This is a genomic window from Peptoniphilus genitalis, assembly GCF_023614525.1.
In the GTDB taxonomy this organism is placed as follows: Bacteria; Bacillota; Clostridia; order Tissierellales; family Peptoniphilaceae; genus Peptoniphilus_A; species Peptoniphilus_A genitalis.
Map to the genome: position 1 here is coordinate 71,743 of NZ_CP097885.1, position 21,537 is coordinate 93,279.

At 31.0% G+C, this 21,537-nt stretch carries 19 protein-coding genes; 2 read left to right on the forward strand and 17 right to left on the reverse strand.

Annotated features, from left to right (window positions below; translation table 11 throughout):
* Positions 1-98: 98 nt before the first annotated feature.
* The 15 genes from M9426_RS00355 to der form a co-directional block, all read right to left on the reverse strand.
* Positions 99-1,385 carry a methionine gamma-lyase family protein gene (locus tag M9426_RS00355; RefSeq protein ID WP_250342089.1) on the reverse strand — a complete coding sequence of 429 codons (1,287 nt, stop codon included), beginning with the start codon at positions 1,383-1,385 and terminating at the stop codon, positions 99-101.
* A 1-nt stretch (position 1,386) separates the two neighbouring features.
* On the reverse strand, positions 1,387-2,310 hold the full coding sequence (gene miaA, locus M9426_RS00360; RefSeq protein ID WP_250342090.1) for a tRNA (adenosine(37)-N6)-dimethylallyltransferase MiaA: 924 nt from the start codon (positions 2,308-2,310) through the stop codon (positions 1,387-1,389).
* On the reverse strand, positions 2,311-4,188 hold the full coding sequence (gene mutL, locus M9426_RS00365; protein WP_250342091.1) for a DNA mismatch repair endonuclease MutL: 1,878 nt from the start codon (positions 4,186-4,188) through the stop codon (positions 2,311-2,313). It lies immediately after the preceding gene.
* The gene (mutS, locus tag M9426_RS00370) at positions 4,185-6,806 is read right to left on the reverse strand and encodes a DNA mismatch repair protein MutS (RefSeq protein WP_435405876.1); all 2,622 of its coding nucleotides are present in this window, start codon (positions 6,804-6,806) and stop codon (positions 4,185-4,187) included. Before mutS ends, mutL begins: the two co-directional genes overlap by 4 nt.
* Positions 6,787-8,187, reverse strand: a complete 1,401-nt coding sequence (miaB, locus tag M9426_RS00375) for a tRNA (N6-isopentenyl adenosine(37)-C2)-methylthiotransferase MiaB (RefSeq protein WP_005956550.1) — start codon at positions 8,185-8,187, stop codon at positions 6,787-6,789. Before miaB ends, mutS begins: the two co-directional genes overlap by 20 nt.
* An 81-nt stretch (positions 8,188-8,268) precedes the next feature.
* A complete protein-coding gene (locus M9426_RS00380) occupies positions 8,269-9,645 on the reverse strand; it encodes an NAD(P)/FAD-dependent oxidoreductase (RefSeq protein WP_250342093.1) in 1,377 nt (458 codons plus the stop codon).
* Between the two features lie 10 nt (positions 9,646-9,655).
* Positions 9,656-10,549 carry an RluA family pseudouridine synthase gene (locus M9426_RS00385; protein WP_250342094.1) on the reverse strand — a complete coding sequence of 298 codons (894 nt, stop codon included), beginning with the start codon at positions 10,547-10,549 and terminating at the stop codon, positions 9,656-9,658.
* 3 nt (positions 10,550-10,552) lie between these two features.
* A complete protein-coding gene (gene lspA, locus M9426_RS00390) occupies positions 10,553-11,008 on the reverse strand; it encodes a signal peptidase II (RefSeq protein WP_005956556.1) in 456 nt (151 codons plus the stop codon).
* Positions 11,009-11,018: 10 nt separating this feature from the next.
* Positions 11,019-11,801 carry a YlmH family RNA-binding protein gene (locus tag M9426_RS00395; protein ID WP_250342095.1) on the reverse strand — a complete coding sequence of 261 codons (783 nt, stop codon included), beginning with the start codon at positions 11,799-11,801 and terminating at the stop codon, positions 11,019-11,021.
* Positions 11,795-12,247: a cell division protein SepF gene (locus M9426_RS00400; protein WP_250342096.1), complete on the reverse strand. Its 453-nt coding sequence runs from the start codon at positions 12,245-12,247 to the stop codon at positions 11,795-11,797. The genes M9426_RS00395 and M9426_RS00400 overlap by 7 nt, the downstream gene beginning before the upstream one ends.
* A 9-nt stretch (positions 12,248-12,256) precedes the next feature.
* Complete coding sequence (locus tag M9426_RS00405; RefSeq protein ID WP_250342097.1) at positions 12,257-12,967, reverse strand: YggS family pyridoxal phosphate-dependent enzyme; 711 nt, start codon at positions 12,965-12,967, stop codon at positions 12,257-12,259.
* Between the two features lie 9 nt (positions 12,968-12,976).
* A complete protein-coding gene (locus M9426_RS00410) occupies positions 12,977-14,224 on the reverse strand; it encodes a biotin/lipoyl attachment domain-containing protein (RefSeq protein ID WP_250342098.1) in 1,248 nt (415 codons plus the stop codon).
* Positions 14,225-14,275: 51 nt separating this feature from the next.
* Positions 14,276-15,283, reverse strand: a complete 1,008-nt coding sequence (locus tag M9426_RS00415; protein WP_250342099.1) for an NAD(P)H-dependent glycerol-3-phosphate dehydrogenase — start codon at positions 15,281-15,283, stop codon at positions 14,276-14,278.
* On the reverse strand, positions 15,280-15,870 hold the full coding sequence (gene plsY / locus M9426_RS00420) for a glycerol-3-phosphate 1-O-acyltransferase PlsY (protein WP_250342100.1): 591 nt from the start codon (positions 15,868-15,870) through the stop codon (positions 15,280-15,282). The genes M9426_RS00415 and plsY overlap by 4 nt, the downstream gene beginning before the upstream one ends.
* On the reverse strand, positions 15,867-17,207 hold the full coding sequence (der, locus tag M9426_RS00425) for a ribosome biogenesis GTPase Der (protein WP_250342101.1): 1,341 nt from the start codon (positions 17,205-17,207) through the stop codon (positions 15,867-15,869). The genes plsY and der overlap by 4 nt, the downstream gene beginning before the upstream one ends.
* A gap of 107 nt (positions 17,208-17,314) precedes the next feature.
* Here der and M9426_RS00430 point away from each other — a divergent pair, with 107 nt between their 5' ends.
* Together M9426_RS00430 and M9426_RS00435 are read left to right on the forward strand one after the other, a co-directional pair.
* Positions 17,315-18,094 (forward strand): threonine/serine exporter family protein, encoded by a 780-nt coding sequence (locus M9426_RS00430; protein ID WP_250342102.1) that lies wholly within the window; start codon positions 17,315-17,317, stop codon positions 18,092-18,094.
* Positions 18,091-18,573 (forward strand): threonine/serine exporter family protein, encoded by a 483-nt coding sequence (locus M9426_RS00435; protein ID WP_250342103.1) that lies wholly within the window; start codon positions 18,091-18,093, stop codon positions 18,571-18,573. Before M9426_RS00430 ends, M9426_RS00435 begins: the two co-directional genes overlap by 4 nt.
* A gap of 77 nt (positions 18,574-18,650) precedes the next feature.
* Here M9426_RS00435 and gatB read toward each other — a convergent pair whose 3' ends face one another.
* On the reverse strand, positions 18,651-20,081 hold the full coding sequence (gatB, locus tag M9426_RS00440; protein ID WP_195444239.1) for an Asp-tRNA(Asn)/Glu-tRNA(Gln) amidotransferase subunit GatB: 1,431 nt from the start codon (positions 20,079-20,081) through the stop codon (positions 18,651-18,653).
* A complete protein-coding gene (gatA, locus tag M9426_RS00445) occupies positions 20,078-21,529 on the reverse strand; it encodes an Asp-tRNA(Asn)/Glu-tRNA(Gln) amidotransferase subunit GatA (RefSeq protein ID WP_250342104.1) in 1,452 nt (483 codons plus the stop codon). The genes gatB and gatA overlap by 4 nt, the downstream gene beginning before the upstream one ends.
* Positions 21,530-21,537: the final 8 nt, after the last annotated feature.

The following is a 21,537-nucleotide window of genomic DNA, read 5'->3' on the forward strand; positions in this document are numbered from 1 at the left end:
TATTTATTAAAAAAGAGAATAAACTTTATGCTTATTCTCTTACACTTTATTTGTTTCTGCTTTCTTACCTAAAAACTTATTAACAAATTATAATAAAATTAAATATTTATTAATTTTTCTTTGTAAAGAGCATTTAATAAATTAATTAGGGCGAACTTAATGTGATAATAAGAAAGTCCTCCTTGAAAATATACATAGTAAGGTTCTCTCATAGGTCCATCGGCTGATAATTCTATAGAAGAACCCTCTATAAAGTCTCCTGCAGCCATTATTACTTGGTCGTCATAACCTGGCATGTCCCATGGGATTGGCGTGAATTCTGAGTCAACTGGAGAAGAAAACTGAATGTACTTACAAAATATTTCAAGTATTTTAGGCTTTTTTAGTTCTATAGCAGTTACAATGTCGCTTCTTGGATCGGAGCTTGTTGGTATTGTCCTGAATCCTAATTCTTCAAAGGATCTTGAAAATAATGTAGCTCCTCTAATTGCATCTTCAACAATTTTAGGGGACATAAAAAGACCTTGTAATATTTGCCTTGTCATGCCAAAAGTTAGTCCACAGTCCTTTCCTATTCCAGGCGCAGTCAAAATATTAGCTGCCCTTTCAATAAGCTCCTCTTTACCAGCAACATATCCACCAGTATAACATAGTCCTCCTCCTGGATTTTTTATTAAGGACCCCGCCATTATATCTATTCCAATTTCGCTAGGTTCAATTAATTCTGTAAATTCTCCATAACAATTATCTACAAAAATTTTTATATCCTTATTTATCCTTTTTACTTCATCCACAGCTTCCTTAAGTTCAGAAACTGTAAAGGCTCGTCTATTAGAATAACCTGTTGATCTTTGCATAATAACTAGACTAGTATTATCTTGAATATAACTCTTTATGCTTTCTATATCTATCATATTGTTCACTAAAGGAATTTCAGAATACTCATATCCTGAATTTATTAAAGAATCAGGACTGTCTCCCCTTAATCCTATCACCTTTTGTAAGGTATCATAGGGCGTTGAAGTAACAGATAGAAAATGGTCTCCTGGCTTTAAAATTGCCTTTATTGCAAGTGTAATAGCATGAGTACCTGATACAATATTTGACCTAACAAGACTATCTTCTACATTAAAAATTCTTGTATAAATAGATTCAACCTTATCTCTTCCTATATCTCCATAACCATATCCTGTTGTCCAGTTGAAATCCGTTGCCTTAAGTCCTTCTTCTTGCATGGCTTTTAAAATTTTAACTTGGTTATATTGGGCTATGTCACTAAAGTCTTTGAACCTATCTTGAAGTTTATCTTCTATTCTATTCACAAATTCAATTATTTTCGGATCTATATTATATTTTTCTTTAAATAAATTATCGTATATTGTCATCTTATCTCCTAAAATCTCTGTCTAATTTACTATCGATATAATTTTTAATTTCTTCTAATAAATTATCTGCTTCCCTGTCAAACCATTGTATTCGATCATCTCTTCTAAACCACGTCAATTGTCTCTTAGCATAATGTCTCGAATTCTTTTTTATAAGTTCAATCATTTCATCATATTCTATTTCACCATCAAGATATGATATAACTTCCTTATACCCAATGGCCTTAAGGGATTGTGAGTTTTTATCTAAACCTTCATCTAATAAGCTTTTTACTTCTTCTACAAGACCAAGTTCTATCATCTTGTCTACCCTATTATTAATTCTTTCATAGAGCCTTTCTCTATCCATATTTAAGCCAATGAAGATTAAATTATATTCTTCATTCTCTTGACGAAAATTATTCCCTTTTTCATTTCCATCTTTCGAAATTTCTAAGGCTCTAATAATTCTTTGACCATTATTTGGGTGAATTTGTTCTGCCATATCCTTATTAAGTGTATAAAGTTTTTTATAAAGAAATTCACTGCCTTTTTCTTTAAGTGTTTTGTTCAACTCTTCTCTATAAGCATAGTCCGCTTCTGTCTCTGTGAAGTCAAGATTATAAACAAGGGAATTTATATATAAACCTGTACCACCAACTACAAGGGGCAATCCTCCCCTACTATTTATTTCACTAATAATTTCTTTAGCTCTTTGCTTAAAGTCTGCAACAGAAAAGTTTTCCTCAGCATCAATTATATCTACCATATGATGGGGGATTTCTGTATTTTCAAGATCAACCTTAGCTGTACCTATATCAAGTTTTTTATAAATTTGCATGGAGTCACTGGAAATTATTTCTCCTTTATACTTTTTAGCAAGTTTTAAAGAAAGCTCCGTTTTTCCTATTCCAGTGGGTCCAGTAATTATTAATAAATTTTCCATTTATTCCCTCAAAAATAATTTTGAAATTGTGTGTTTGGATACTTCAACTATTGTTGGTCTTCCATGTGGACAAGTGTATGGATTTTCACAGCTTTTCAAATCTTTTATCAATGCTTCTATTTCGATATCTGACAAGTCATCTCCTGCTTTCACAGAAGCCTTGCAAGCTTTTCTCATAATTTTATAAAGATCTGCTTCATAATTTGATGAGATTTCTTTATCAAGAGAGTCTATTATGTCTCTAATAAAATTTACATAAGTTGGTAGTCCAAAGATCATTGGGACTTCTCTTAGGACAACAGACCTATCACCGAAATCTTCAATTTTAAATCCCAACTTAGTAAACAAATCAATATAATTGAGAATTTTGTCGTACTCAAGTTGATTTAATTCAATTATTTCTGGTTTAATTAAAATTTGTGAAGATATCTCACTATTAAGATACATTTTTAGAAATTTTTCGTAGTTAACTCTTTCGTGAGCCGCGTGCTGGTCAACTACAAAAACCTTGCCATCTCTTTGATTTTCCAACAAAATATAAGTCTTAAAAAGGACTCCACTTATTCTTGTGTTTAAAAGTCCTTCATCAATTTGACTAGCTTCATTATTAAATAAAAAGTTTTTTTCTATGTGCTCTTCTTGATCTTTAGAAATATCTAAATCATTTTTATACTCTTCTCTATATAGCAAGGCTTCTTCATTGAGGGCTTGTTCCTTTTCAGTCTCTGATTCTTCGATTTCTCTTTCTAAATCCCATAGACTTTTAAGACTCTTATTTTCTTCTGAATTTACTGTCCCAATAGAATCTAGGGCTTCTTCAGAGTCATCTTCATCAAAAATATCAAATACATTTATATTCTCTTTTTTTTCTTCAAACTCTATTTCCCTAATAGACCTGTTAGGGTAAATAACTTCTTCAACAACTTCAGATAGAAGTGCCGTTAAAATATTTTCATTTGAAATTTTTATTTCATTTTTCTTTGGATGAATATTAACGTCAATTAATTTAGGATCTATGTCAATATATAAAATAAATACAGGGTACCTGTTTAATGGAATCAGAGAATTATAGTTTTTTTCTACAGCTCTTGAAATATTTATATCTCTTATAAATCTTCCATTTACAAAAATATATTGGCTATCTCTATTAGACCTAAAAAGCTTATTATCTGAGAAAAAGCCTTTAATTTTATAATTTTCCGATTCAAAACTTCCTTCATTTAAAGAAGATGCAATTTCTGAACCCAAGATAGAAAATACTCTATTAATAGGATTTTTATCATTTCCTGTATTGAGAATAGTCTTTCCATCCCTTATCAAAGTGAATTTAATATTATTATTTGATAGGGCAATTTTTTGAACAATATCAATTATATTACTTATTTCTGTAGAATCTTTTCTAAGAAACTTCTTCCTCACAGGTGTATTATAAAAAACATCATTAATAATAAATGTTGTTCCCTTGGGCATTCCAACTTTATTCTTCTTTATAATCTTTCCATTCTCTATGGCAAGAGAGTTTCCTGCCAAATCATTTTCCCTTTTTGTCATTAGTTTTATCTTAGAAATATTTGAAATACTTGCAAGGGCTTCGCCACGGAATCCCAAAGTCCTAATTTTTTCAAGGTCTTCAATTACTTGAAGTTTGGATGTAGAGTGACGTAAAAAGGCTAGCTCAAGGTCTTCTTCAGAAAATCCTAATCCATTGTCAGAAACCTTAATATAATTAGTACTTTCCCCTCTTAATTCAACTAAAATGTCATCTGCTCCAGCATCTATGGAGTTTTCTACTAATTCTTTTACTATAGAAGCAGAGTTTTCAATTATTTCTCCTGCTGCAATTTTTGATATTGTTTGTTCATCTAAAAGTCTTATCATCTTAACTCCTTAGATTTTTTAACTATTTCATCTAATAAATTAAAGGCCTCCATAGGACTTATCTCAAGTATATTTATCTCCCTCAATTTATTTATAAAATTTTCAACCTCTGGGCTAGTTTTTTCTTCTCTTATATATTCCTTATTAAGGTCAATATTTAGTCCTTCATTTTCTTTCTCAATAAGAGCTAAAACATCCTTGGCCCTATTAATAATCCTATCATCAATGCCTGCAAGTTTTGCTACATCAATTCCATAAGAATTATTTGTAAATCCCTTAATTATTTTTCTTAAAAAGATAATATCATCTTCTTGCCTATCTACTGCTATGGTTAGATTTTCAACAGAATCGTATTTATCTTCAAGATGGACTAATTCATGGTAATGTGTAGCAAAAAGTGTTTTTGCCTTAATATTTTCTGCGATATATTCTATTATTGCATTTGCTATTGCAAGTCCATCAAAGGTGCTGGTACCTCTTCCAACTTCATCCAATATTAAAAGTGACTTAGAAGATGCATTTTGTATTATATCGGCAACCTCTTGCATCTCAACCATAAAAGTTGATTGACCCATAGCCAAGTTATCACTAGCACCTATTCTTGTAAAAATTCTGTCTACAAGTGAAATGTTACAAGAGTCACAAGGCACAAAGCAACCAATATGTGCCATTATAGTAATAAGAGCAACCTGCCTCATATAAGTTGACTTACCTGCCATGTTGGGACCAGTAATTATATGAATCATGTTGTTCTTAGTGTCTATATAGGTGTCATTTGGCACAAAGAAGTCATCCTTCATATAAGACTCAACTATTGGGTGCCTTCCTTTTTTTATTTCAATAAATCCTTCATTATTAAACTTTGGTCTTACATAATTATTTAAGTTTGAAACCTTAGCAAGGGATAAAAGTGAATCGAGCTTTGAAAGTTTATCTGCAAGAATTTGTATTCTATAAATTTCTTTACCTATAAAGTCTTTTAAATTATTATAAATTTCAGCCTGCATAGACAGAGCTCTTTCTTTGGATCCAAGTAATTTCCCTTCCATATCCTTTAATTCCATGGAAAAGAACCTTTCTGAACCCACTAAAGTTTGCTTTCTAATGTAATCCTCTGGCACTTGATCTAGGAAGGACTTTGTAACTTCAATAAAATATCCTAAAATTTTGTTATGTTTAACCTTTAATTTTTTAATTCCAGTCCTGTTTCTTTCCTTTTCTTCGAAATCAAGTAACCAATTTTTGCCTTCTGTCGCAATTTTAAAGAGATCATCTAGTTCAAGAGAATATCCCTCTTTAATAATCCTATTTTCTTCGATTACAACTGGTGGGTTCTCTATTAAAACTTTATCGATTTCATCGTAAACATCAGATAGGTCAATAAATTCTTTAGAAAGTAATTTTAAATAATTATTACCTTGATTTTCTAAAATTGCTTTTATTTTATTTGCATTTTCAATTGTAGACTTAAGAGAGTATAGCTCCCTAGGGTTTATGCTTCCATTTGATATCTTTACTACAAGTCTTTCTATATCATAAACTTCTCTTAAAATCTTTTCGATTTTATCTTGCAACAATAAATCTCTTGTAAAAGATTCTATAATATTTTGCCTTTCCTCTATTTTATTTAAATCAACTAGTGGACTTTCCACCCATTTCTTTAATTTTCTTGAACCCATAGAGGTGCTACACTTATCTAATACATCTAATAGGGATCCCTTTTTAGTAAAGGTATTTAAGCCCTTAACTACTTCAAGTGTTCTTTTTGAACTTTCATCCAAAAGTAAAAAATCATAATTATTGTAATAAGAAATATTATTTATGTGTTTTAAGTTGATCTTTTGAGTTACAACTAAATACTGCAAAATCTTTTTTAACGATGTATAATCAACTATCTTGTTGTCAGATAGAAAGTCTTTTAAGTTGTTTTTAAAGTTATCACTAAAGTAATTACCAAAATCCTTGAATATATTACTGTCTTTTAGATTTTCAGCAACATAAGGGTTTAAAAAAACATTGTTCTTTTTAGTTTCCTTTTTAAAAGTAGCTAAGGCATCTTCATTAATTAGAATTTCATTGGGACTTATTCTATCTACTTGATCTTGAAGAAATCTAAATAACTCTGTCTTAGATAAGAAATTCTTATTCGTAAAATAAATTTCTCCTGTGGAATAGTCAGAATAAGTTAGATTTAAAGAATATCCTTGAATATAAATAGATAGGAGATAATTATTTAAATCACTCTTTAAATATTCTGTATCCGTAAAGGTTCCTGGAGTAATAATTTGCGTAACTTCTCTTTTTACTATGCCCTTTGCTAGCTTTGGATCTTCAACTTGATCACAAATTGCAACCTTATAACCCTTGTCTATTAACTTTGAGATATAAGAAGAGGCTACGTGATAGGGAACACCACACATAGGAGCTTTTTCCTCTAATCCAGCATCTCTTCTAGTAAGAGTTATTTCAAGTTCTCTTGACGCTAATAGGGCATCATCAAAAAACATTTCATAAAAGTCCCCAAGTCTAAAAAATAGAATGGAGTCTGGGTTTTCATCCTTAACAGCAAGATATTGCTGCATCATTGGAGTTAATTTTTCACGATTCAATCTTCTCACCTACTAGAGAAAAACTATTTGCATCTTTTATTCTAACTTTTACAATATTTCCAACATCATTTTTATCGCCTTTGAAATTAACTAATTTAAATTCATCAGTTCTTCCACTTACCTTGCTTTCATTTTTCTTAGAAATATCTTCTACAAGAACATCTACATCTTTACCAATGAATGCCTTGTTCTTTCTTTCTTGAATTGGATAAAGAACATCAAGTAGTCTTTCAAATCTATCATGTTTTACCTTGTCAGGAACTTGGTCAGTCCTATTAGCAGCTGGAGTATTTTCTCTAACAGAATAAATAAAGGTAAAAGCTGTATCATATTCAACCTTTTTCACTAAATCTAAAGTATCAAGAAAATCTTCCTCACTCTCTCCTGGAAAACCTACCATAATATCTGTTGAAAGTGCTATATTTGGATTAAGACTTTTAACTTTATCAATTTTTCTAAGATAATCTTCCCTAGTGTACTTTCTATTCATCATCTTAAGAACCCTTGATGAGCCAGCTTGAACAGGCAGGTGCAGAAAATTACAGAGTTTATCAAGGTTTTTAAAAGAATAAATAAGTTCATCTGAAATATCCTTAGGGTGCGATGTCATAAACCTAATTCTCTCAATACCTTTTATATCGTTAATTTCTTCTAAAAGATTAGCAAATGAAAATTTCTCATCAAGTGTTTTTCCATAGGAATTTACATTCTGTCCTAGTAATGTAACTTCTTTTGTTCCATGCCTTGCTAAATCTTCTATTTCTCTTATGATTTCACCTGGTCTCCTGCTAGTTTCTCGGCCTCTTGTATAAGGAACTATACAATAAGAGCAGAAGTTATTACAACCGTACATAATATTAACGTAGGACTTAAAGTTATAAAGTCTATTAGCTCCAAGCTTATCATCAATACTAAGGGCATTTTCTTCAATATCCATTGCAAGTTTTGTCCCATTATATGATGCAGTTAAAAGTTCAGGTAATTTCCAAATATTATTTGTTCCAAAAATTATATCTACATTTGGAAATTTTTCTATAACATAATTCCTAGATTCATCCCTTTGCATCATGCATCCACAAACTGCAATTTTAATATTTTTCTTTTTTGATTTTAAGTTTTTTAAATTTCCAAGTTGACCATAAACCTTATCTTCAGCAGAGTGTCTAACTGAGCAAGTGTTTAAAATAATAAAATCAGCTTCATCAATTTCATTGACAAAGCTATAGCCCATTTTTTCAAGAAGCCAAGTTATTTTCTCTGAATCGTGTTCGTTCATTTGACATCCATGAGTTATAACAAGTGCTCTCTTCTCATCTACGCTTTCCTTTATATTTCTTATATATTCATTTACATTGTTATTTATGTCATTTATTAATTCTTTATTTTCCATAATACATCCTCATTTCATATCTTTATATTATAACTGAAAAATAGCCACTTTATCAAGAAAAGAGTATGCATAAGCATACTCTTAAGATAATATATTATTTAGATATCTAGCAACGTAAACCCCGCATGCAGATGCTTGTGAAAGTGAATGAGTTGCACCTCCACCATCACCTACAACAAATAATCCATCAACTGAAGTTTCAAAATTGTTGTCTGTTTCTACCCTTGAGTTATAGAATTTGACTTCCACTCCATATAAAAGTGTATCATCGTTTGCAGTACCAGGTGCAATTTTATCAAGAGCATAAATCATCTCGATGATAGAATCCAGTTGCCTCTTAGGAATTACTAAAGATAAGTCTCCTGGTGTAGCCTTAAGAGTTGGCTCTGTAAAACACTTTTGCATTCTTCTCTCATCAGATCTTCTACCCTTTACCAAATCACCAAATCTTTGAAGAAGAACTCCTCCACCTAGCATATTAGATAACTTGGCAATTGATTCGCCATATTCATTAGAATCCTTAAAAGGTTCCGTAAATTTATTGCTAACAAGAAGGGCAAAGTTAGTGTTTTCTGATTGAAGTTTTGGGTCTGCATAAGAGTGACCATTAACTGTAATTATCCCATTAGTATTTTCAGCTACAACTTGTCCATAAGGATTCATGCAGAATGTCCTTACTAAATCATTGTACATTTTCGTTTGATATACTATTTTTGATTCATAGACAGCATCTGTTATATGTTTAAATACCTCTGCTGGTAGCTCCACCCTAACACCAATATCAACTTGGTTAGAAAATAAATTAATATTAAATTTTTTACAAATTTCAGAAATCCATTTAGATCCACTTCTTCCTGAAGCAAGAACTAATTTATCACAGGAATAGCTTTCACCCTTGTTGCTTGTAAGAATAAACTTATCTTTCTTTTCAACATCAACAATAGTTGTGTTAAAAATCATTTCAACTTTATCCATTGTCCATTCATATATTTTTTCAAGAATTTTAAGATTTCTATCTGTCCCAAAATGTCTTACCTTTGCATCAAGAAGATGTAAGTCATGCTTTAGTGCAAGAGTTTTTAAATTAGAAGATTTTGTCTCATATAATTTAGACTCTCCTCCATCAAATTCACAAAGAACTTTATCAACATATTCCATGAGCTCTATGGAATCTTCTTTTCCAAGAAATTCATGCATTTGTCCGCCAAAATTTGTAGTTATGTTATATTTTCCATCAGATAAAGTACCTGCTCCACCATAACCATTCATTATGTTGCAAGGTTCGCAGGAGATACAAGTCTCAACTTTTCCAGTTTTTATAGGGCACTGCCTTCTGTAAATTGAATTTCCCTTATCTATAACTAGAACTCTTAAGTCTGAGTTCATTTTTTTAAATTCATAGGAAGCAAATACACCAGAAGCACCTGCTCCTACTATTATTACATCGTAGTCTTTCATTATATATCTCCTAACTAAATTTATTTATAAAATCTTCAAATCTTACTGGGAACTTATCTATTATTTCTAATTCTTCTCCACTTATTGGGTGATTGAATTTAAGTTTATATGCATGTAAAAGCTGTTTACTTATTTTAAACTTATTTTTTATGCCATAGACTTCATCACCAACTACTGGGTGATTTACATAGGCTAAGTGGACCCTAATTTGGTGAGTTCTTCCTGTGTGAAGGTGAACATCTAAAAGAGTATACTTATCAAAGTTTTTCAAAACCTTAAAACTTGTGTATGCTTCCTTAGAATTTTCATCAATTACTCTCATCTTAATCCTATTATTAGGATCTCTCCCAATAGGGGCCTTAACATCAAAATCTTCATATATATTTCCATGACAAATTGCAAGATAGTGCTTATATATTTGTCTATTTTTAAACATTTCAACTAATTTGTAATAGGCTTCATCTTTTTTTGCAATAAGCATTAGACCAGATGTATCCTTATCTAACCTGTGGACTATCCCTGGTCTATCATTATCTATAGGGTTTGATAGTTCTTTAAATTTATACAAAAGGCCATTGACTAAAGTTCCACTTTTATTTCCAGCTCCTGGATGAACAACCAGCTCTTGTGGTTTTGATATTACAGCAAGGTAATCATCTTCATATAAAACATCAAAATCAATTTTTTCAGGGGACAAACTAAAATCATCTTCATATTCTACAGTTATCTCATCATCTAATTTTAAGTTATAACCAGCTTTAACTTTATTATTATTCAATAAAATATTTCCGTCTACAATATTCTTTTTAATTTGTGACCTATTAATTTCAAGATTTTCTTCTAAAAACTTATCTAGCCTTAGTCCTACTGACTCCTTATCTACATTGAAATTGTTTTTGTACATAAATCACCTTTTGTTATCATGAAGTAGTATTCCTATGGAGATCAAAATTGTTCCCACAACTATGAATACATCAGCAAAATTAAAAATGGCAAAATCATATCCAAAAAATCTCATACTAATAAAATCTATAACATAGTGAAGCCTTACTCTGTCAATAAAATTACCAATTGTCCCTCCAATTAATAAACTGAAGCTTAGTAGGTATATAAAAGGAACTTTATTATAATTTTTAATTAAAAATACGATTAATATAATTAGAACTGCTACAGTTATAACTGCAAATAAAAACCTAAATCCTTGAAGAATTCCAAAGGCTGCTCCTCTATTTTCTATGTAATAAAGTCTTAAAAAATTATCTATTAATACAACAGAATCTTCATTAGCTAAGTAAGAAGCAGCTAAGAATTTTGTGAATTGGTCTATAATAATTAAAATAATGCTAAAAATAGCAACAAACATAAATATCTCCTCATTTGTTTAATCTCACGATTAATACAAAATTTCCCTTTTTGGTGTTTCCTTCTATATTAAAAATCCTAAATCTTCCATAATGCCTAAGAGAAACTAAGTCACCTAGTTCTAATTCGAGATGAGATCTTGTCTCCTTTGCGAAGTTTACCTTAACAAGCTCAGATTTTATCATTTCCTTAACTTTTGACCTTGAAAGATTAAAAACTTTTGCAATTAGATTATCCAACCTAAAAGAAGATGCAATTATCTTTTTATAATCGTACTCTTTCTCAGGCAGTCCACTGGTATCATTTTCTCTCGAAAGTAATATATTATATCGTGATACCTTTGTAAGATTTATTTCTACAAAATTTGCAATTTCTCTTTTAACAAAAAAATAAGTGTATTTTTCTCCAATTAAAATATCACCTATTTTTCCTCTGTCTATACTAAGACCTAATATGGATCCCAGTATATCCCCATGTTTAATTTTATTATTGGTATCAAACTTAAATAGGACAAGATCATCATCTTCATTTTCATACATATAAGAGGGGTATATGTAGATAATGCTAGATTCGCTATCTTCATATCCCCCATCAACTTGATAAGAAATGTTGTCTTTAAACCTATTCAATATGGAAATAGATAAATTAATCTCGTGAGGATTTAGGAAATCTGTTGAAGTCGAAATGTGACTATTCATTACAGATTCCATTTTGTCGATTACCTTTCTAATAGAAATTTTCTCTTCTGGTCTGTTAATGTGATTAATTAAATCTATTCTATTTAAATTTACCAAGGGAACATTCCGTTGTTCTTAAGTTGTTCCTTTAATCCATCAATTTCAACATTATTTGGTGCAAGAATAAAAATATCCTTATTTACCTTTTGCATCTTGCCATCAAGTGCATAAAGAGCTCCACTAACAAAATCAAAGATTTGTCTTTTAACATCAACATCAAGTTGTTCAAAGTTAAGAACTACTGCCTTAAAATCTCTTAGATCATCAACAATAAGTGGTGATTCATCATAAGATAGTGGTTCATGAACTGTGATTACCATGTTGCTTGCTGATACTCTAGCTTTTGCTGCTGGCTTGTGGCTAGCTGGCTTAGGTGTAAAAGCTGGTTCTACAGCTTCACTTTCACTAACCTCATTTTCAAACTCATCATCAAAATCTTCATACTCATATTCGTCTGCAAAACCAAAGATTTTCTTTAGTTTATCCATTGTTTTTTCTGCCATAATATCCTCCTAATTATAATTTCTATTTCCAAAAAGTTTAGAACCAACTCTAATCATGTTGGAACCTTCTTCTATAGCCAATTTAAAATCATGACTCATTCCCATTGAAAGGTATTTCATTTCTACGCCTTCATAAGCTTTTGATGAAATTTCCTCAAACTTATTATTCATTTTCTCAAATAATTTTCTTAGCAAGAATTCATCTTCAGTGTTTGGCGCAATAGCCATAAGGCCTTTGATTTTTATATTTTTATATTCAAGAAGTTCATATATAAAGTCTTCTGTTTCATCGTACTTTATTCCAAACTTGCTATCTTCATCTCCAATGTTAATTTGAACTAAGCAGTCCACAATAATGTCATCTTTTTTTGCTCTTTTGTCAATTTCTTCTGCCAGCTTAATCCTATCAAGAGATTGAATTAATTTAACTTTATTATAAATATATTTTACTTTATTAGTCTGTAAATTTCCAATTAAATGAAAATTTAATTCATTATTTTTTAAACTTTCTTTGATTTTTTCATCTTCAATTTTAGAAACAAGTTCCTGGACTTTATTCTCACCAAAATCTTTGACTCCAAGTTTGTTAAATTCATCAATCATTTCTACAGGGTGAGTTTTAGAAACAGCTATTAGTTTAACATCTCTATTAAAGTTAGACTTGTCTTTGGCTATTTCTATATCTTCATAAATTTTTTTTAAATTATCTTTTAAATTCAACTCATCACCTCAGTTTAATATCCTTGATTCATCAACTGTCTTAGGATTAATTACTATTGCATCATTAACAGTCAAAGTCTTGTAGGATTTCTCCCCTATGCTGAACACAGATTGCTTGTTACCTCTGTTAATAAATACTGTATCATTTGATTCGCTTACAATATCTACTGGCACAAACTTCACAAGTCCTTTAATTTCTTGAACATAAACTCCTGTAAGATCATTTCTTTCAATCAAAGTTGACTTTGGAATTTCAAAACCCTTAGTTTTATTTACAATTATCTTACCATCATGAACTCTATTTGAGTACATATTTTCAAAATATCTATCTAAACTAACAATAATAACTGCATGGTTTTCGTCTTTATTTATTTTTTCCACAACACCATATATATCTTCTATCTCAGGTATTTGAATTTTTACAGAATCGCCAATATTGTAGTTAGCAATATTTGATGCATTTGAAATTGTACAAGCTACTTTCCAATTTAAATTGTTGATAATTTTAAAAAGTGGTTCTCCGTTTCTAACCCTTGTTTCCATTTCAAGATTCTTAAAGCTATAGTTTCTGTTTAAGTACTTGTATGTAAACTTGTCAAGGTCGCTGATATTAAAGTATTCTTCGTTTCCATCAATTTTATATGATACAATGCCACTAAATTCTGATTTATAAGAAAAATTATATTTTGAAATCTCTTTTTCCAATTCTTCCTTTTTATAATTTAAAGCAGCATCAGACAATTCTAAATACTCTTTTAATTCGGCTGTGTTTATATTTTCACTAATTCCATTATCTGAAGAGTTGATATCATAATATACACCAGCAAAATTTTTATTTTTTATTTGTTCTTGCAAATTTTTTGTAAAGGTTTTTGAGTTTTCTTTTTCTAGAGGTTCAATCCCTTTTTTTATCTTAATAGCTGCATTTACCTTAGCTAAATCATCCTTTAAAGAAGATACATCGCCCATTAGGTTTAGACTTGCAACCTCATATCCAGAGGGAACTTTTTGACCCTCGCTAGCATGGAAAACTACAACCCCATCTCCATTTGCATAGTAAGCTTTCTCTTCGAAAAGATTATATATTGTTGTGTCAATGTCTTTTTCAAAAGTGGTTAAAGTTGGAAAAATTGTTTTATAATCATTTACCCGATTTCCCCTTAATAACTTTCCAAAAACCATTAGCAAAAATAAAATAAGCAAAAGAGCAAAAACTCTTCTTTTTATATATTTATTTTTATTTTTAAAATTGCTCAAAAAACCACCTATTTACCAAAATATTATATCATAAAGTCTTATAATAAGATATTATTCAAAAAAGATTTGCTCTATTTCGTCCTTATTTTCTCTAGTCATAAGCTCATACACTGCCTTATTTGGATCATATCCTTCATAAAGGACTTTATAAAGGGCATTTGTTATTGGCATTTCTATATTCTTTAATTTAGCAAGCTTATATGCAGATTTAACAGTTTTTACACCTTCGACAACTTGTCCAACCTCATTACAAGCTTCTTCCATAGACTTGCCTTCTCCAATTAGGATACCGGCTCTTCTATTTCTAGAGTGCATGCTGGTACAGGTAACAATTAAATCACCAATTCCAGATAAGCCATTAAAAGTATGTGGATTTGCACCCAATGAAATCCCTAGTTTACTCATTTCATAAATACCACGAGTCATAAGTGCTGCCTTTGAATTATCTCCATAAGCTAGACCATCATTCATTCCTGCTGCTAAGGCAATAATATTTTTCAAAGCTCCACCCATTTCAACACCTACAAGGTCTGGATTTGTATAAATCCTAAAAATTGGAGTGGAAAACTCGTGTTGTATAGTTTGCGCAACTTTTAGATTTTCAGAAGATGCAACAAGAGTTGTGGGTATATCCTTTCCCACTTCTTCAGCATGAGAAGGCCCAGAAAGTGCGACAAAAGGATTATCTTTTAATATTTCAGATGAAATTTCTGATATTCTATCTAAACTTTCTACTTCTATACCTTTGGAAAGATTAACTATAATAACCTCTTTTGATATCTTGCCCTTAATGCTAGTTAAAACTTCTCTTATGCTTGAAGTTGGAACAGCAATTATAAATACATCAATATCTTCAAGTACACTATCCAGATTGTTTGTTAGATTAATTTCTTTTTCAAACTTAGCTCCAGGAAGGTACTTTGTATTTTCTTTATTTTTCCTAACGTCTTCTATTACCTCTTTATTTCTAATATAGAAGTTTAATTCATGACCCTTATTGGACAAAAGTCTTGCTATTGCAGTTCCCCAACTTCCTCCACCACAAAGAGTAATCTTCATTTTTTCCCTCCTATTTTATTCTCATTTCCCGAGATAATTCTCTTAATATTGTCTTTATGTCTTATTATCCCAATAATAGCAACAATATCAATGATTAGTATATTATAAATTGAAAATTTAGACATAAAGGAATAGACGATAATAATCGATATAAAAAATAATATCGAACCTACTGAAACCATTTTTGTTAGTACAGTTCCCAAAACCCATACAATATAGCATATTAAAGTCAAAGGAAAATTGAATAAGGCTAAGGCCCCCAAAGTTGTGGCTACTCCCTTACCTCCTTTAAAATTCATATAAAAAGGAAAATCGTGACCAAGAACTGCTCCAAATATTCCTAAGGGAACAAATTCATTACCAAATAATTTTCTTATTATGATAGTCACCAAGGCTCCTTTTAAAAAATCTATAGCAAAGGTAAGGACACCTGCTTTCTTTCCAAGAACTCTCATTGCATTAGTAGTTCCTGCATTTCCAGAGCCGTATTTTCTTATATCCTTATTTAAAAAAATATTTCCAATTATGTAAGAACCCGAAATTGTTCCTACAAAATAAGATATTAACAAAGTTAAGACATAATTCATCTTTTTGGTCCCTTATCTGCTCTTGGGCTTACTCTGTTTTTTAACTCTAAAATTATTGGTGTTCCGTCAAAAGAATAAGTATCTCTTATTTGATTTTCAATATACCTTAGGTACGAGAAGTGGAATAGTTCTTTATCATTTACTGATAACAAGAATTTAGGTGGTCTAACACTAACTTGTGAACCATAATATAATTTTCCCCTCTTACCCTTGTCTGAAGGTGGTTGATTCATTAAAACAGCCTTGTTTAATATATCATTTAGGACACCAGTTTGAATTCTATGGTTGTAGTTGTTGTTAACTAGCTCTATCATATCCAAAAATTCATTTACTCTTTGTCCTGTCTTAGCAGATATAAAAACAATTGGAGCATAAGTTACAAATGGAAGCTCTTCTCTAATTTTCTTTTCAAAGTTTCTCATTGTATTTGTTTCTTTTTCCAGAGCATCCCACTTATTTACAGCAATTATTATTGCCTTATTGTTGTCATGAGCATAGCCAACTATTTTAGAATCCTGTTCAGTTACCCCTTCTAGTGCATCAATCATAAGAACACATACATTTGATCTTTCAATAGCTGTTAAAGTCCTTATTACTGAGTAACGCTCAACACCAGGAACGATTTTCTTTTTCTTTCTTAATCCTGCCGTATCTACAAAAATATATTCATTACCCTTGTACTTTATAAGAGAGTCAATAGAGTCACGTGTTGTACCTGGAATGTTCGTTACAATAGACCTGTTTTCTCCTGTTAAGTAGTTTAACAAAGAAGATTTTCCTACATTTGGCTTGCCTATTAAGGTTACTCTTATGTTGTCATCTTCTTCGAGTTCATCAACTGGAGTAAGACCATCTACAGCCTCATCTAAAAGATCTCCAACTCCTGTACCCTGCTCTGCACTTATACCAATAGGTTCACCTAGACCTAATTCATAAAAGTCATATATATTATCTTTTGTTATCTTAGAATCGTACTTATTTACTGCGAGTACAACCTTAGTTTTTGTCTTTCTTAAAAAATTAGAAATTTCTCTATCTGTTGGATTAACACCTTCAGCACCGTCTACAACAAATATTACAACATCTGATGTTTCTAAGGCTATATCTATTTGCGCCTTAATGCTGGACATGAAAATATCTTCATCTTTAAGATCTAGTCCACCAGTATCAACTAGTAAAAATTTATAATTAAGCCAAGTTGCAGGCTGATAAATTCTATCTCTAGTAACACCTGGGGTATCTTCAGTTATTGATACCTTCCTGCCAACTATTTTATTAAATAGTGTAGACTTGCCTACATTTGGTCTGCCAATTATTGAAATTATGGGCATTTCCATATAATCACCCCTATCTTAGTTATTATATCAAAGTAGATTATTTTATTCAATTTCCTAATTTCGTTGAGAATAAAAAAACTCCATAGTATAATGTTTTTGGTGATAAAATGGCTAAAGTCTTAAATAATATAAAAGAAGCTAAGGACTTAATGAATTTATCTCTCTATACAGGAGCTCTTTTAATTCAAAATGGAGCAGAATCTTATAGGGCAGAAGATACAATAGAAAGAATTTGTAAATCTGTTTCAAATATTTCTAATGTATCAGCTTATGCTCTTCCCTCTGCAATTTTTATTTCAATGGAGTTTGAGGGAGAAACTCTTAGCAACTTTAGAAAAATTACAATTTCTGATACAAATTTATATAAAATTGACAGGGTTAATTCTTTTTCAAGAGAGTTTGTTTCTCATGATCTTTCAATTAAAGAGGCTTATGACAGACTTTTTGCAATTGATGGAACAGAAGAAAATCCTAAGAAAATTTATATTGGTGGTGGGATAGCAGCATCCTTTTTCTCAGTTTTATTTGGAGGAGATGTTAAAGACTTTGCCGCTAGTTTCTTTATTGGAATTCTAATATCTCTGGTTTTAGAGAAATTATCTTATTTAAAACTTTCATTTTTTATAAATAATATTATTTGTGCCTTCACCACATCAATTCTTGCAATTATTTGCGTTCACTTTGGCCTTGGTTCAAATATAGATATGATTATAATTGGTGTAATAATGCTTTTAGTACCAGGTGTAGCTATAACAAACTCCGTTAGAGATATTATGAGTGGAGAGTTTATAACTGGAGCTATTACAATGATAAAAGCATTTTTTATAGCCCTAGCCATTGCCTTTGGAGTTGGTGTTGGTCTTAAGATAATGAGGTTTATATTATGATTTTAAATAAAAGCATTGGACAATTTCTCTTAGCAACTCTTGCAACTTACGGCTTCACTATTTATTTTAAGCTCCCTAAAAAAGTTAGGCTAATTACGTCAGCTTTATCAGGATTTATATGGGTTGTATACGAACTCCTCTTCGCTTTTAGTGATAACTATATGATTTCTTATTTGTTGTCTTCTTTGTTAATAGGAGTTTGTTCAGAGTCTTTTGCAGTTTGTTTTAAAAAACCTGCAACAGTCTTCACTCTTCCCTGTCTTGTACCCCTAGTACCAGGGGCGGGAATGTACTACATCATGTATTACTTTATAGAATCTGATTATGTTGTCATGAGAGAGCATGTTATAAAAACAACATTGACAACTTCTGCTCTAGCCCTAGGAATTGTTTTGTCTCAAGGTATTGTAAGAATAATAAGAGAATTAATTAAGAATTATAAAAACAATAGAATTAATAACAATTTAACACACGAATAGTTTTAATATAGTTTTATATAACACAAAAACCCTAGGTTACAAAACCTAGGGTTTAAATTATATTTTTTTAATTTTTCTTATCTTTCATTTAATTTTTTTACAAGCATTTCATTTGCAACTTTTGGATTTGCTTTTCCTCTTGATTTTTTCATTACTTGTCCAACCAAGAATCCAAGAGCTCTATCTTTTCCTTCTTTGAAGTCAATAATTGATTGTTCATTTTCATCTAAAACTTCATCTACAATTTTTTCTATTGCAGATAGGTCTGTCATTTGTACAAGACCAAGTCTTTCAATTATTTCCTTTGCTCCATCACCAGTTTCAAACATTTCTCTTAAAACTTTTTTACCAGCATTGTTGCTAATCTTTTCACTCTTAATTGCATTTAAAAGTTCAATAAATTCTTTGTTTTCAAAAGGTAGTTTAAATTCCTCATCATCGGAAATTTCAACTCTTCTTAAAATTTCTGTTTGAATCCAGTTTGATAATAAAGTATAGTCTTTAAAATCTTTTGCAAGTTCTTCAAAGAATTTTGCAAGTTCTCTGGAAGAAGTTAATACTTGTGCATCTTCAAGTGTAATGTCATATTCCTTTACAAATCTTTCAATCATTTGCTCTGGAAGCTCTGGCATTTTATCTACTACTTCTTTTATTTCTTCATCTGTAATATGAACTATTGGAAGATCACCTTCTGGTGCAAACCTGTAGTCATTTGCAGTGTACTTAACTCTCATTAAGATGGTTTCGTTTTTTGCGTCATCCCATCTTCTAGTAGTCTTGATTTCATCTTCATGATCTTCAAGAAGTTTTATGTGTCTTTCTACTTCAAAATCAATTGCCTTTTCAACACCCCTAAAAGAGTTAAGATTTTTAACTTCTGTAATAGCAGTTTTTTCTCCTGTTTCCATGTCCTTGACGTTTACGTTAACGTCACATCTAAGGGATCCTTCTTCCATCTTACAGTCTGATATATCCAAGAATCTAAGAGTTGACTTTAATTTTTCTAGAAAGTCACGAGCTTCTTTACCACTAGAAATATCTGGTTTAGTAACAATTTCTATTAGAGGAACACCACATCTGTTGTAATCCATTAGCGTTTCGTTATCTTCTGTGTGAAGACTTTTTGCTGTATCCTCTTCCATTTGAATTTGGAAAAGTCCAATCTTTTTCTTTCCATCTTCTGTGTCTATTTCAAGATAGCCATCAGTGCAGATTGGCTTGTCATTTTGGGTAATTTGGAAACCCTTTGTTAAGTCTGGATAAAAATAATTTTTTCTATCAAATTTGGATTTGTTATTAATCTTACAGTTAAAAGCAGTTCCTGCCATTATAGTATAATTAACAGCATTTCTATTTAGAACTGGCATCCCACCAGGAAGTGCCAAGCACACTGGACATACATTTGTGTTAGGTTCATCACCAAAGGAGTTTTTACATGAACAAAAGGCTTTTGTTTCTGTGGAAAGTTCTACGTGAATTTCCAATCCTACAATTGTTTTATATCTCATTTGTTTAAGCTCCTTTCAAATGCTAGGGACGCTTGAAGTAGGTCCTTGTCCTTAAATCTCTTACCTGTAAATTCAATACCAATTGATAGTCCATCTTGACCTGCTGGCATTGGTAGTGAAATTGAAGGAGAGCCCACCATATTAGCAGGAATTGTAAATAAGTCTGCTTGATATGCTTCAACTGGGCTTATATTATCATCAATTTTAAAAGGAAGAACTGGGAATGTTGGACAAATCATAAAATCGTAATCCTTAAACATCCTATCCATATCTCTTTTAATTAAACCTCTAACCTTTAGAGCCTTATAATAAAATTCTTCAGCATTATCCATAGATAAGATATTAGTACCTATCATAATCCTTCTCTTGACTTCGTCTCCAAAGCCTTCACTTCTTGAAGCACGGTACATTTCTTCTATCGTTTCAAATTTTTTATTTGTTCTGTGACCATATCTTATGGAATCAAAACGAGCCAAGTTCGATGCAATTTCTCCATTAACTAGAATGTTATAAGTTTCTATAGTGTGGTTTAGGGATTCAATGTCGTATTCATCAACTTGGGCACCACTGTCTCTTAAAATTTCAATTGCCTTTTCAAGTTCGCTTCTAACTCTCTCATTTAAATCCATTTCTAAATAAGTCTTAGGAATAGCAAACTTTTTACCTTCAAGATTTTTAATTGCATCATCTGAGAAATCGAAATCAAAATTTAATCCTGGATTTCCTACAGAAGTTGCATCTCTTTCATCCCTACCTTCTATTACATTAAACATTATTGTAAGGTCTCTAACATCATTTGCAATAACGCCAGGTTGATCAAAGGTGTTTGCCATTGAAGCCATACCAAACCTAGAAATGGAACCATAAGTTGGTTTCATACCAACAGTTTTACAAAAGCTTGAAGGTTGTCTAACAGATCCGCCAGTATCAGATCCAATAGATATAGCTGCCATATTAGCACTAACAGATGCAGCTGATCCACCTGATGATCCACCAGAAACTCTTGTAGTATCAAGTGGATTTTTTGTTACTCCAAAGTATGAAGTTCTAGTTGATGCTCCCATGGCAAATTCATCTAAATTTACCTTGCCTAATATGACTCCATCATTTTCCTTTATTTTTTTAACTAGTGTGGCATCATAGGGTGAAATATAATTTTCGAGCATCCTAGATCCACAAGTCATCTTTACATTTTTTACAGAAATATTGTCTTTAATAGAAATAGGAATCCCTGCAAGAGGAGACATATCTTCTCTGTTATGGAATTTTTCATCAACTTCCTTAGCTTTTTTTAAAGCCAATTCTTCTGTAACTGTTATATATGCATTAATTTCTTTATCTTTTTCTTTAATATTGTCTAGAAATTCTCTTGTAACTTCTTCACAAGAGAAATCTCTGTTTCTATATCCTTGAGCTATCTCCCAGGCCTTTAATTTGCTAAAAGTCATGAGTCCCT